This is a genomic window from Sulfurimonas aquatica (assembly GCF_017357825.1).
GTDB classification, from domain to species: Bacteria; Campylobacterota; Campylobacteria; order Campylobacterales; family Sulfurimonadaceae; genus Sulfurimonas; species Sulfurimonas aquatica.
The window spans coordinates 1,223,086-1,235,123 of record NZ_CP046072.1 but is presented as its reverse complement, the minus strand read 5'-3'; the positions used below and the strand labels follow the sequence as shown (position 1 = coordinate 1,235,123).

The window sequence follows — 12,038 nt, the reverse complement described above, 5'->3', positions numbered from 1 at the left end:
ACTTTACTCCTCAATACTTTTTATAGTCACACTGCCTAAGCCTGTTTCTACTGGATACCCTGCTTTTGCCCAAGCTTTAAGTCCGCCTTTAAGGTTTGTAGCGTTTTTATATCCCAATCGTCTCAGTGTTTGTGCAGCAAGCGCTCCACGACTACCACCTCTACAATAAGTAACTATGACGCTATCTTTGTTTTTTATTTTGTTTCCTATTTCAAACTCTAGGTTTCCACGAGTAATACTGTAACTTTCATCAGAGTATATTTCCCCTTCAGACCTTTGCTCACTCTCTCTTATATCAAGAATAATTACAGGTACTTCTTTATCTATCATCGACTTTAATACACTAGGTGTGATTTCTCCAGCTTCCTTTTTAGCTTCTTCTAAAAGTTTGTCCGTATTTGCAAAACCTGCATTAAGATAACTAACTGCGCTCAATGTTAATATGGTTATGATTCTAAGTATTTTCAATTTCATTACATTCCTTCTATTTAGCTAATATGCTAAATTGCTTTGGGAAGTATATTAGGAGTAAACTTAATGTAAAGTTAATTGTTTAAATTGCTAAATAAGTTTTTAGATATAATTCTAAAAATGCAAGCTGAAGGTTATATATGTTAGATATGGAAGATAAGATAAAAATTTTCAAAGCTCTTGGAAATGAAACAAGATTTAAGATATTTAAAAACATTTTCACAGGTGGATACGCATGCTCGATTGATGAGAGTCAACCAAAAGACGATATCATCGCTCAGGCTACTTGCGTTACAACCATAGCGGAGCATTTTGACTTCGCCCTGCCTACTATTTCACGTCATCTAAAAGAACTCAAAGACGCCAACATAATAACTATGACTAAAAGTAAAAATAGAATATATATCGAGCCAAATATAAAAACAATGAAAGAGATAGCTGGATGTTTTGACGTAATCGTCAAAGAGTATGAAGATGGGGTTGTATATCAGTATGATAACACTAAGTAATTATTCATTTATTTTAGAAAATACTTTCTTATAAAACAACATCACCATTACTCCTATCAAGATACCAATAGAGTCCGCTACTACATCCAAAAATGAAAAATACCTTTCAGGTATAAAATACTGAACTATTTCTATCTGAACGCCAAATAGTAAAAGATAAAAGACTTTTATTATTAATGATAAATTTTTATATGCTAATGTAAGCAATATATACAGAGTAAAAAAAGCAATAAAGTGATTTGCCTTATCCCACAAATTCTCAACTACTTCTATATGAACTGTAGTTGTAGCTAAATACTCAATGGCGATTAAACATATAAATAGCGCTACTTTAAAGAACTGCTGCATCTAAGAAAATATACTTTTAATTTTCATAAAAAGTATTCCATAAAATTCATGCAATGCTAATTTTGAGTTTTTGAATGAATGAATATCTGGCTCTCTTAGCCAATTTACTTCTTCTTTATAAAAGTTAGTAGGTGCCGCAATGGGATTCATCCCATAACTCTTAAAAAGCGTCATAGCCCGAGGCATATGAGTTGCTGACGTAACTAAAGCAAAAGGCTTATTACCTACTATCTTCTGAGTAAAGAGGGCTTCTTCTTCAGTATCCACTGGATTGTTTCCTATTATCACATCACTCTTTGTGACACCAAGAGCATATGCTAAGTTAGCATTCATTTGAGCGTTTGAAGTATTTGTATCGCCTTTGTAGCCGGTAAATATTAATTTGGAACCTGGTATATTTTTATACATTATCACACCTTCTAGGACTCTTTTTACACTTCCATCACTTAACTGTGAAGAGATTGGTTGTTCGCTATCAATAGTGTGTCCATTGCCTAAGACATGGATATATTTGATATTCTCATTATAAGAATATTTTTTATACTTGGATTCTAGACTTATTAACAAGGTATTTGAAAATGGTTGATAAGAAAAAAGTATTAAGAGTATAACACCTAATGAAAAGAATATTTTTGAAAACCTAGTATTATTTTTGTATAAAAAAAATAAGCCTATCATTAATGCTAACAGTACAATCCCAAATGGTTCAATAAAAAAAGATATGAACTTCTTAAGTAAAAATCCTAACTCCATCACTCAATCACCTCTTTTATAATATCTACAACGCCACTATCCCATAACAACTCTTTGTGTGTTAAGTTTTCAAGTTCACTATAGTATTTCAGATTTTTAACATGTTGCTTGAGCTCTCTAGAGTTGTTTAAGTATGTAATCTCATCACTCTTACTCACAAAAAGGTAGGTATCTACTTCAATGCTTTTGACAAACTCTTTTGTATGAAACTTATATCTTAAAAGTTTTGATATATCTACTCTTTTAAAGCTTTTATGAGAGAGGTACTTCTCTTTTGCCAAGCCAGATATAGAATCAAAAGCTCCAACTAAAAATAGTCCCTTGCACTTGAGTTTTGTAGCCACATAAGCTGCTACACTTGAGCCTATGGAAAAACCCAAGATATAATATTCACCATAGTTTTTCTCCACAAGCTGGGCTATCTTAACTCCATCGCTTAAGATATTTCTCTCATTTAAGACACCCTTACTCTTTCCATAGGATCTATAGTTAAAAACTATGATTCTACTTTTTGGATAAGTCAGTGCGAGTTTGTTTATGAGCCCAACGCCATCATGTGAACGCCCCACAAAAACCAAAAGTGTATTTGTAGCGTCTTGCGCTTCGTATATTGCACCTTCTAGCTCTACTCCATCATCTGTTTTCATACTTAAAAGTTGGCACCCATTGCCTAACTCATTTTCACGGTGGTGCGTTGGTGAAAAAACTACATAAAACTGCCACTGATAAAAGACAAAAAGTAAAATCATAAAAGTGAAGAATAAGAATGCTATATATATCATAGTGCGAATTATAGTATACTTCCATCAATATTTGAAGCTCTAGAGCTTTCAATCATAGGAATAAAAATGCAAATATTTGGAAAATTTTCTACAAACTTTGATATGGACTATATTAGTGAGCACTATATCTATTTAAATGATGGTGAAGATGACATTATAGATACTAAAAGTTTAGAAAATATGTTAAAGAAAAAGAGAAAAACAGTAGCTGGAACTATTTTTTTATATAATCCTGAACTTAGTCCTGTAGGATATAAGCTTAGTAGATTTTTACAAGAAGAGGGGTTTGATCAGTATGACGAATTTGTCACACTAAATGAAAATCCAATGAGTTACGTAATAAACGCAGGACTTAAAAATGTATACCCAGGTAAGCTAATAGAGATTCGTTATCTATTTTCATATAACAGAGCAGATATCGCTCCTACTCCTATTATCGAAGAGTTTGACGCCGACTTAGACAAGTTAAACTCTACACAACTAACTCGTTATGACAAAACACTCAACTATATAGATATTCCAAATATTCGCCTAAGTGGAAAGTTTGTCTTTTTTGGGATGGGTCATAAGTATGATAGACACCATAAAGCAATCATCGCATATACAAGAGCTCTCTCTGCTCAAGTGCAAAAGTTAGATAAACAGATACTCTTCATGCATGACAACAACTACGATGCGGACGAAGCACTAGATATGGCTTATTTTTTACTACCTGAAGCGACAGGTAAAGCAAAAGCAAAACGTGCAAATGGCTTTAAAGAGGTATTTAGTGTTACACCTCACAAGGTTATGAAAATAATCTAACCCTCTCTTTTAGCCAAACCTATAAAAAGGTATGGCACTAGAGATTCCCTTTTGTAGAAATGCTATAAGCGACATATGATCCAAAGGTTTAGAGAAATAGTAGCCTTGAAATATTTCACAGTTTTGGAACTTTAAAAGTTCAAGCTGTTCTGCAGTTTCAACACCTTCAGCAAGTATTTTCATAGATAAATCTTGTCCAATTTTGATGATCGACTTAGAGAGCACTCTTGCATCGTGTTCGTGTATCATCTCATCAACAAAACTTTTATCTATTTTAATCTCATTGATTGGAAGGGTTCTTAAAATTCCTAAAGATGAGTAACCTGTTCCAAAATCATCAAGCGATATCTGAAAACCCTTCTCTTTAAGGATATTTAGCAGGGGTAAAACATGGTTTATATCTTTAATAAATAACCTCTCAGTAATCTCAAAAGTAATCAGACCATACTCACCATCAAAAACTTTTATATCTTTTAATGTATTTTCTAAAAAGTTTTCACTAAAAAGATGTCTAACAGAGAGATTTATAGAGAGTTGAAAGTCTATATCTAGAAGTCTTTGTACTTCATAGATATCTTCTGCAGATTTAGAGATGATAAAACGACTAAGTTCTACTATCATGCCATTCTCTTCTGCAATAGGTATAAATTTATCTGGATGTACCATGCCTAGCTTTTTATTATTCCATCTCACAAGTGCTTCAACACCATGAAGTGTTCCATCAGCATTTATCTGTGGTTGATAGACCATATATATCTCATTTTTTGCTAATGCGTTATGAAGTTCATGCTCTATCTCTAGATACTCAGTTTGAGAGTTTTTTAAATCTTCAGAGTAGATACAAAAAGTATTTTTCTGCTTTTTAGCCTCGTACATAGCCATATCTGACATACTTAAAAGCTTAGTCAAATTTTTAGAATCTTTTGGATAGTTAGAGACTCCTATACTTGCACCTAGTATAAACTCCATAGAGTTGACCGTATAAGTCTTTCCTAAAACTTCAATAATTTTTTCATAATAATTAGTGTCATTTTTTATATGAGTTTTTTTCATTATTATAAATTCGTCACCACCATGACGAATCAACATATCTCCCTTAAAAACACTCTTTTTAAGTCGTGAGGCAACCTCTTTTAAAATTTCATCACCAAAATCATGTCCAAAGTGATCATTTATATTTTTAAAATTATCTAAATCTACATAAAGAAGTTCAAACTCCTTAGCCTCTTTTTTAAAAGTATTATAATTGTTATACATATGCTGTCTATTAGGTAGAGTCGTTAAATTATCATGTGTTGCTTGATACTTTAATACACTCTTTTGACTCTTATCTAATTTTTCAATAAATCTAGTCAGTGTATATAAAAAAAGTATACTAAGAACAAAAAGTACTGCATAGATTAATATAGAGTTTATAAATTGATTTTTTATAATATCACTATTGTTTTGAGTGATAATAAATATCTTAAATCTCTTATCATGCGACATAGCCCCATAAATACTTTGATTTTTATTATTAACATACTCTAAGAGATGGGGAGCCGATATATCTTTTTCAATTTCTTTTAGTTTTTTATACTCTATATTTTGAAAGATGCTTTTTGATATTGGTGTGTTGTAACGAATGTATTTATCTTGATCTTTATTTTTTATGGCACTGTCGTATATACTATAGCTATCATCATTACTATCAAAGTCTTTAGCTATAAGCAAAGAGCTATTGTCTAAAAAATTTATCTTACTTAAAAATGTATTATCATCATGTATTTTCAAACCACTTGCCATAACAGCAACTACATTTCCCTTATCATTACGGATAGCTTTACGGATGGGGATCACCCAGCTTTTTGCATTTTCAAGATAATAACTTCGACCAATAACCATATGCTCTGATTCTAGTGTCTCTAAGAAGGAGAGTCTTATTTCATCTTTTATGCGAATATTTGGTACATCTTTAAGATCTAAATTATCGCTGACTGATAGATAGTTAGCATTAATATCAAGTAATGCAAAACCCATTATTTCAGTATTTAAATCCAGTACTGATTTAAATATTTTTTTACTTATTTTAGATCTTTTGTATGTATTTTTGTATAGGAGTTGTTCTCCAAGAAGTGCTAGTATAGATTCATAGTGTAGAAGTTGTACATGAGTGTTATTTGCAATACGTTGTGTATCGTTCTGTTTTTCTAGATACAAAGACTCTTTAATAGAGTTATACTTCATATTCAGTAAAATTAAGAAAACAATAACACTGAGGGATAAAACCATGTAAAATAGGTAAAATATATTTGTTTTAATCTTCATAGCAGTTATTATATCAGAATGTTATCATTTTTTTTAGCCCATCTAGCAAAAAACCTTGCAGGGCTTACTCTATCGCTTATTTTGTCACTACCAGTAATATAACTTTTTAAAATATTTGCCAAATATGGAGCAAGAACAAATCCATATCCACCACTCCCATTTATCATGTAGAGATTTGGATAGTACTCATACTCGCTATAGTCTGCTTTTTTCACCTTAAAGTTCAAAGTTTTATTTAAAAGAGTTTCACTTGAGAGTACCACTCTTCCAATAAGAGGCATATAATCAAATGAGCCAGAACGAAGCCCCATATAATCCCTAATCACCTCAACATTTTCAAGCTCTATACTCCGCGAAGCCTTCTCAAGTAACTCCTCTCTTCCCGAGTTTATATCATAAGCATCTGCATTTTTTTGCGGATGGTAGTGTACGTTATGCGTAGCACCTATTGCCAACTCACCATGTTCACTTGGAGAGATAGAGACAAACTGATGAATCGAGTGAGGATTGTTAGTTGTAGTCTTAATGTCGATACGGTGTCCCCAAACACCACGAAGTTCTAAATAAGGCTCTTTTATAACACCCTCATATGCCCCAGTAGCTAAAACAACCTCTTTTACACTATAGGATTCATTTATAACCCAAACAGTATCATCATATACGAGACTCTCTACTTTTTGTTTTACAAGCTTTACACCCTTGACCATAGCTTCACACATAGATTTAGCATCTACTATACCTGCGTTTATACTCACACTTTCGTTTAACTCACTACTAAGAGAGAGCAACTCTAGAGAGGTTTTTTCTTTGTACTCTTTTAGTGTCTGAGCTTCGGCTTCATCTTTTGCTATATGAAGGAGTGGAGATTTTTTAAAACACTCTGGAAAATTCTTTTCATAAAAGGTCATTGAGTAGGTAAAAGCCTCGCCAAGTATCTCTTTAAGTTCTCCTGATTTGGAAAACTTTGGAGATATAAATGCACCAGCAGCACCACTTCCCCCACTTGCTATGCCATCCATATCAAATAGGATTACCTTTTTCCCCTCTTTATGAAGTTCATAAGCCATACTACACCCATTTATACCCGCACCTACTATGGCTATGTCATACATTGCTACTCACTACTTGAACTTTTGATACTGTAGCGTTTAAGAATCTCTTCTTCTATAGCCTCCGCTTTTATCTTATCTATGGCAACCTTAACGCCGTCACTATTCTCTAGCACTATAAATTCGCCTTTTGACTCTTTTATAAGGCTTACAAATTCACTGAAATTTTTAAACTTTTTGGAGTTTACTTTGTCTATCATCCAAAGAGCAAAGTTATGGTCTCCTCTGTTTGTTTTATCTGCTAGTACTTTTTGTAGTATGACTACCTCGTCTCTCTCTTGTGTTGCCCATTCACGAGAAGCGACTCTTAGATCAAGAAGTGTAGAGCGACTACTTACAAGTAAGTTTCTACTTAGTGGAGTAAATACATACCCGCCATATATATAGTACCTAGGCATAACATCATGCTCTAGCGTATCTACTAGTAAGTCATTATCTGCTATATGCTTTAACTCTATACTTAGTAGCTCCTCTTTACCATCACGAAGCAATGTAAACTCTACACTCTCCCCTAACTGCTTCTTATCTACATAGTACATATATGAGGTAAACTGTTCTGGCATAAACTCTACCGTTCCATCATTCTCTATCTTATGCCCCTCAACAGCAGTGAGTATATCTCCATCTTTGAGAATTCCATGAACTGAAGACGTCTGTGCTATATCCATTACCATAACGCCGGTAGTGCCTTTTTTCATCTTATAGATACTTCTTAACGCTTCATTTTCCATCTTCTGTGTAGACATACCTAGATGAGCATAACCATCATACTTCTCATCTTCTATATCTTCAAAAAAATGCTTTATTACTTCAGAAGGCACAAGATAACCAATATTTTGTGATTTTGAAATCTGCTGCATCACAACACCTACAATCTTACCATCACTAATGGCCGGTCCGCCACTACTTCCAGGGTTTACTGCAGCATCAACCTGAATAGAGAGAAATATCTCTCTTGAGTGTGCGTATCTATTATGCTCTATTCGTGATACTATACCCGTACTTACGCTCAAAGAGTTTCCACCCATAGGAAAACCATATACCGTAATCTCTTGAAGTATCTTAGGAAGCTCTCCTAACTCTAGACTCTGAGTATCTACAAAAAACTCTTTATCCTTTACTTTAAGAAGGGCTAAGTCGGCTTGATGAGAGATGTACTCTACTTCAGCTTCATAGCGTTTAGTGTCACCATGGCGTTTAACCTCTAAAAAGGTCTCATTGGCAACCACATGAGCGTTTGTAAGTATTCTATCTCCCATTACTATGCTACCAGAGCCATTAGAGCGTCTGATACTTGAGTTCCATGGGATTGAGTAGTTGGGGATTTTAGAGACTGTGTATATCTTTACTATGGAGTCTTTAACGCTTGCATTTAATCCAACCGACAATAGAAGAAGAGCTAGTATATACTTCATCTATTGTATCTGTCCATTTTTATCCACTTTAAGTATATATAAATCTTTTGAGTAGTTCTCTTCAGATGTCATAAACCCAGTCATAACATATCCATCTTCTACTTTTACTATAGCTTTTGCCTCATCATCTTTATCTAGTCCATACTTTCTGTTCCAGATAACGCGACCGCGTTTATTGATTTTAAGTATATAAGCGTCAGAGTTATAACTCTTAGTATCTTTAGTGTACCCCGCGATTACATATCCATCTTCAGCTTCGACCACTCCAAAGCCCTCTTCATCTTCTTTTGAGCCATAGTGAGCCTGCCACTCTTTGTCTCCTCTAGCATTTATCTTTACTACATAGACGTCTTGCTGATTTCTAATATCACTATCTGTCGTACCTACTCCTAAGTAGCCGCCATCTTGTGTCTGAATAATCTTATTTATCACTTCATCATAGTTAAAACCAAAAGCGTTGTGCCAGATTCTATTTCCATCTTTATCCGTTTTAACCACATATGCGTCTTCACCGCCATGACCCCATGTTTTAGTCATACCCGCAAAAACATATCCATCGTTTACGCTTATGATAGAGTTGCCCTCTTCTACCTTATCGCCGCCAAAGCGTTTGATTCCATTTCTTACGCCATCGCTATTTATGGCGTTTATATATATGTTTACCTCTGAGTTAAAAAATTTCACATGGTTTTCATACCCAATGAGCAGTAGATTATCATCACTAATTTTTATCATATCTTTAGCTCTATAGTAATCATCCTCATCAGAGAAGTAACCATTTTGCCAGATAAGCTGACCATCTTTTGATACTTTAGCCATATAGAAACTCTCAACGCCATTTCCAAAGCTACGAGTAGAGCCTGCTATCATATAAGCGTCATCCATCTCAACTATGGAGTTTGCTTCATCTATTGAGCTACCACCTAACGCCAAAGAGTATACTTTGTTACCAAACTTGTCAAATTTAATGAAGTAAACGTCATCTTGTCCTCTTCCAAAACTTGAGGTTTTTCCTACCGCTACAAAACCATCACTTACAGCTATAATGTCATTTCCCACATCATCGTATCTTCCACCATAAGTCATCTCAAACGTCGGTTTTGTATTTACTCTGTTATAAGTACTCTCTAGTGACGTTTGATCTACGTATCCATAAAGAGTCATATCTTTGTAGACATACTTTACCTTACACCATGACTGTGACTGACGATTATTTGAGCAGCGTTTTTTTATGAGGTGACCCTTATTTGTTGCTACTGTCGCCGTTATTTCAGACTGAAGGTTTGAGTCAGAATAGATGTCAATGAACGTACCCTCACTCGTTTGAGTGATTCCCGCTAAAAGAGAAGTTGTTAAAAATGAAGCTGCTAGAGAAGTTAAGAGAAGGGGTTTCATATTTTTATCCTTGGTAGAATTTTTATCTTCTACCATAGTACTACAAAAAATATAAAATTACAAAATTAAATACTTACCTCTTTAATGTCCGCTATTTTAAGTATGCTTTTGTAGATTGACGCTACCAAAGATTTTCTATTGTTTTTGATAGACTCGTCTTCCGCGTTTACCATTACGTTTGTAAAGAAACTATCAAGCTCTGGCTTGAGTCCTAAAAGGGCGTCAAGTTCAGACTCATAACTCTCATAAGTGACGCCACTTACCGCTTTATACTTTGCCATAAGCGTTTTTTCAGCCTCTTCGCTAAGCAACTCTACGTCTAAAGTAAGTTCAGCGTTTAAGTCCATATCTTTTGTAATGTTTGCAACGCGTTTAAAAGTTGAGCTTACTTCATCAAAACCTTCAGAGTTTACAAGGCTATTGAGCGCTTCTATCTTGCGACCAAGCGCTAAAAGTTCTCTCTCACCTGAAGCAAGAACTGCTTCAATGATAGATGGGTTAACGTCATAGTAGCGTTTAATGCGCTCTAGTATAAATATCTCAAGTTTTTCTAAATCCATCTGTGCATAGTTAGATGACAACTCTTTCATAGTTTCAACTATGTCAAACTCAAATTCAAACTCGTTAACAATTCGAACTAGACCATTTACCGCGCGACGAAGAGCAAATGGATCTCGTGAGCCCGTTGGTATCTGATTTACGCTAAAAAGAGCTAAAAGAGTATCTAGCTTTATACTCATAGCAACTATAGCGCTTAGTGGCGTTGATGGGAGTTCACTATCTTCACCGTCTGGTAAGTACTGCTCGGTTATTGCAGTAGCTACTGCCTTACTCTCACCCTGCTCTAATGCATAGTATCCACCCATAAGGCCTTGAAGTTCTGTAAACTCATATACCATTTCACTCATAAGGTCAGCTTTTGCAAGTGCTACGGCTCGTGTTAAATCTGCTTTGTTAGCATCTGGTGCATACTTATCAAAAAGAGCTGATGCGATTTCACCCTCTCTAGTTATCTTATCGCCAACGCTTCCAAGACCTTTGAAAAATGTAATTTTTTCAAGACCTTTTGTAGTGAGTCCAGTTTTTAGATCATTGTCCCAGAAAAAGAGTCCATCTGCTAAACGCGGACGCAGTACTGTCTCGTTTCCAGCAACCACTTCAGAAAAGTCGTCTGTAAGTGCGTTTGAAACAACGACAAACTTATTTAAAAGCTTCCCATCTTTAAAGACTGGAAAGTAGCGTTGGTGCTCTTTCATAGAAGTAACGATAACTTCAGGAGGAAGTCTTAAAAAAGTCTCATCAAACGAACCCAAAAGCGCTGTAGGATTTTCAGTAATGGCAACTACTTCTTTAAAAAGCTCTTCGTCTATCTCAATGGTAACGTCATTCTCTTCTTCTATCTTTTTAAAGTCAGCTGAGATCTTTTGTGCGCGAAGTTCAGGAAAAAGCGTAACGCCACCCTTCTCTAATGCGTCAAAGTACTCTTTAGCCCCACTTACTTCTAACTCGCCAAACTTAGCTATGCGGTGTAAAAATGTCACCTTAGAAGAGTTTACGCCAAAGAGAGTAAAGGGTACGAGTTCATCGTTAAGCATCACGTTTACCCATCTAATAGGACGGATAAAACTCTCACTTAAACTTCCCCATCTCATAGTCTTTCCAAACTCTAAAGATTTTATCCAAGTCTCGATTATCTCAGGGAGTAGCTCTACCGAAGCACGTCCTGGAACGTCTTTTTTGTAGTAAAGAACTTCCTTACCACCTTTATCTGCAGTTGAAAGTTCTTCAAGCGTAACGCCACACTTTTTTGCAAAACCATTTGCCGCGGGAGTTGCCACGCCATCTTTGTACGCTACTGAAAGTGGAGCGCCAAAAAACTCCTCTACGCTATCTTCTTGCGCAACTTTAAACTCTCTATGCCAAATAACTAAACGCCTAGGCGTATAGTAAAATTCAAACTCACCTAAAAGAGAGTGACCCTCCAGAATATCAGCATATTTTTTTTCAATATTTTTAAGTTCTTTTAAAAGGGGAACTGCTGGTAATTCTTCAACGCCGATTTCGATTAATAGTGGTTTTAACATAAGTAGACTCTTTGTATTATAATTGTCGCGATTTTACCTATTTTTTGGTTAAAATATACTT

At 34.9% G+C, this 12,038-nt stretch carries 11 protein-coding genes; 2 read left to right on the top strand and 9 right to left on the bottom strand.

The features are described from left to right. Window positions 1-3: 3 nt before the first annotated feature. Window positions 4-474: a rhodanese-like domain-containing protein gene (locus tag GJV85_RS05955; protein ID WP_207562948.1), complete on the bottom strand. Its 471-nt coding sequence runs from the start codon at window positions 472-474 to the stop codon at window positions 4-6. Window positions 475-611: 137 nt separating this feature from the next. On the opposite strand from GJV85_RS05955, the gene GJV85_RS05950 reads away from it, so the two are divergent. Continuing rightward, window positions 612-980, top strand: coding sequence for an ArsR/SmtB family transcription factor (locus GJV85_RS05950; RefSeq protein ID WP_207562947.1), 369 nt, complete (start codon window positions 612-614; stop codon window positions 978-980). Here GJV85_RS05950 and GJV85_RS05945 read toward each other — a convergent pair whose 3' ends face one another. The 3 genes from GJV85_RS05945 to GJV85_RS05935 all read right to left on the bottom strand — a co-directional run bounded on the left by GJV85_RS05945 (window position 981) and on the right by GJV85_RS05935 (window position 2,830). After that, on the bottom strand, window positions 981-1,328 hold the full coding sequence (locus GJV85_RS05945; RefSeq protein WP_207562946.1) for a VanZ family protein: 348 nt from the start codon (window positions 1,326-1,328) through the stop codon (window positions 981-983). Beyond that, window positions 1,329-2,006 (bottom strand): ElyC/SanA/YdcF family protein, encoded by a 678-nt coding sequence (locus tag GJV85_RS05940; RefSeq protein ID WP_242689867.1) that lies wholly within the window; start codon window positions 2,004-2,006, stop codon window positions 1,329-1,331. Between the two features lie 74 nt (window positions 2,007-2,080). Then, window positions 2,081-2,830, bottom strand: coding sequence for an alpha/beta fold hydrolase (locus tag GJV85_RS05935; protein WP_242689848.1), 750 nt, complete (start codon window positions 2,828-2,830; stop codon window positions 2,081-2,083). 99 nt (window positions 2,831-2,929) lie between these two features. Here GJV85_RS05935 and GJV85_RS05930 point away from each other — a divergent pair, with 99 nt between their 5' ends. Beyond that, on the top strand, window positions 2,930-3,667 hold the full coding sequence (locus tag GJV85_RS05930) for a hypothetical protein (protein ID WP_207562944.1): 738 nt from the start codon (window positions 2,930-2,932) through the stop codon (window positions 3,665-3,667). A gap of 9 nt (window positions 3,668-3,676) precedes the next feature. Here the strand turns inward: GJV85_RS05930 and GJV85_RS05925 are convergent, their stop codons facing one another. The 5 genes from GJV85_RS05925 to glyS all read right to left on the bottom strand — a co-directional run bounded on the left by GJV85_RS05925 (window position 3,677) and on the right by glyS (window position 11,977). Then, a complete protein-coding gene (locus GJV85_RS05925) occupies window positions 3,677-5,974 on the bottom strand; it encodes a bifunctional diguanylate cyclase/phosphodiesterase (RefSeq protein WP_207562943.1) in 2,298 nt (765 codons plus the stop codon). A gap of 8 nt (window positions 5,975-5,982) precedes the next feature. Continuing rightward, entirely contained in the window at window positions 5,983-7,086 is a 1,104-nt protein-coding gene (locus GJV85_RS05920; RefSeq protein ID WP_207562942.1) for an NAD(P)/FAD-dependent oxidoreductase, read from the bottom strand. Window positions 7,087-7,088: 2 nt separating this feature from the next. Then, on the bottom strand, window positions 7,089-8,498 hold the full coding sequence (locus GJV85_RS05915) for a S1C family serine protease (RefSeq protein WP_207562941.1): 1,410 nt from the start codon (window positions 8,496-8,498) through the stop codon (window positions 7,089-7,091). Then, a complete protein-coding gene (locus GJV85_RS05910) occupies window positions 8,499-9,893 on the bottom strand; it encodes a hypothetical protein (RefSeq protein ID WP_207562940.1) in 1,395 nt (464 codons plus the stop codon). A 65-nt stretch (window positions 9,894-9,958) separates the two neighbouring features. Continuing rightward, window positions 9,959-11,977: a glycine--tRNA ligase subunit beta gene (gene glyS / locus GJV85_RS05905; RefSeq protein WP_207562939.1), complete on the bottom strand. Its 2,019-nt coding sequence runs from the start codon at window positions 11,975-11,977 to the stop codon at window positions 9,959-9,961. Window positions 11,978-12,038 lie beyond the last annotated feature (61 nt).

Coding starts and splice junctions, on each gene's coding strand:
- GJV85_RS05955 (WP_207562948.1), bottom strand. CDS start 474: ATGAAATTGAAAATACTTAGAATCATAACCATATTAACATTGAGCGCA.
- GJV85_RS05950 (WP_207562947.1), top strand. CDS start 612: ATGTTAGATATGGAAGATAAGATAAAAATTTTCAAAGCTCTTGGAAAT.
- GJV85_RS05945 (WP_207562946.1), bottom strand. CDS start 1,328: ATGCAGCAGTTCTTTAAAGTAGCGCTATTTATATGTTTAATCGCCATT.
- GJV85_RS05940 (WP_242689867.1), bottom strand. CDS start 2,006: ATGATAGGCTTATTTTTTTTATACAAAAATAATACTAGGTTTTCAAAA.
- GJV85_RS05935 (WP_242689848.1), bottom strand. CDS start 2,830: ATGATTTTACTTTTTGTCTTTTATCAGTGGCAGTTTTATGTAGTTTTT.
- GJV85_RS05930 (WP_207562944.1), top strand. CDS start 2,930: ATGCAAATATTTGGAAAATTTTCTACAAACTTTGATATGGACTATATT.
- GJV85_RS05925 (WP_207562943.1), bottom strand. CDS start 5,974: ATGAAGATTAAAACAAATATATTTTACCTATTTTACATGGTTTTATCC.
- GJV85_RS05920 (WP_207562942.1), bottom strand. CDS start 7,086: ATGTATGACATAGCCATAGTAGGTGCGGGTATAAATGGGTGTAGTATG.
- GJV85_RS05915 (WP_207562941.1), bottom strand. CDS start 8,498: ATGAAGTATATACTAGCTCTTCTTCTATTGTCGGTTGGATTAAATGCA.
- GJV85_RS05910 (WP_207562940.1), bottom strand. CDS start 9,893: ATGAAACCCCTTCTCTTAACTTCTCTAGCAGCTTCATTTTTAACAACT.
- glyS (WP_207562939.1), bottom strand. CDS start 11,977: ATGTTAAAACCACTATTAATCGAAATCGGCGTTGAAGAATTACCAGCA.